This window comes from Methylocella tundrae, assembly GCF_901905185.1.
Taxonomy (GTDB): domain Bacteria; phylum Pseudomonadota; class Alphaproteobacteria; order Rhizobiales; family Beijerinckiaceae; genus Methylocapsa; species Methylocapsa tundrae.
The window spans coordinates 1-434 of record NZ_CABFMQ020000017.1 but is presented as its reverse complement, the minus strand read 5'-3'; the positions used below and the strand labels follow the sequence as shown (position 1 = coordinate 434).

General features: G+C 57.8%; 1 protein-coding gene and 1 pseudogene. Both read left to right on the top strand.

Annotated features, from left to right (window positions below; all coding sequences use genetic code 11):
- A pseudogene (locus MPC4_RS03670) lies at window positions 1–237 on the top strand (hypothetical protein); the annotation flags it as partial.
- A gap of 80 nt (window positions 238–317) precedes the next feature.
- On the top strand, window positions 318–434 hold a 117-nt coding region (locus MPC4_RS03665; protein ID WP_174511329.1), incomplete at its 3' end, for a transposase.

Genomic DNA, 434 nt, shown 5'->3' with positions numbered 1-434 from the left:
CCCCCTCCGCAGGCGACCCCACCAAGCTCCGCTTGGGGTGGCCCCTCGCCAGCTCCGCCCTACAGCCCCGACCTCAATCCGATCGAGCAGGTTTTCGCGAAGCTCAAACACATGATGCGAAAGGCGGGTGAGCGAACCTTCGAAAACACTTGGCGACGGGCCGGAGCGCTCCTCGACCTCTTCTCACCAGACGAATGTCAGAACTACCTCTCCAACGCAGGCTATGCTTCCATCTAAAAACATTACGCTCTAGGTCATAGACCCATTATCGGGATTCCCGAATCGGCTGTGGCGTGATTCAAATCACGGAGGCTGAGATGGCGCGGTTTGATTTGACGGATTTCGAATGGTCGGTGATTGAGCCGTTGTTGCCGAACAAGCCGCGGGGTGTTCCGCGCGTCGATGATCGTCGCGTCTTGAACGGTATCTTCTGG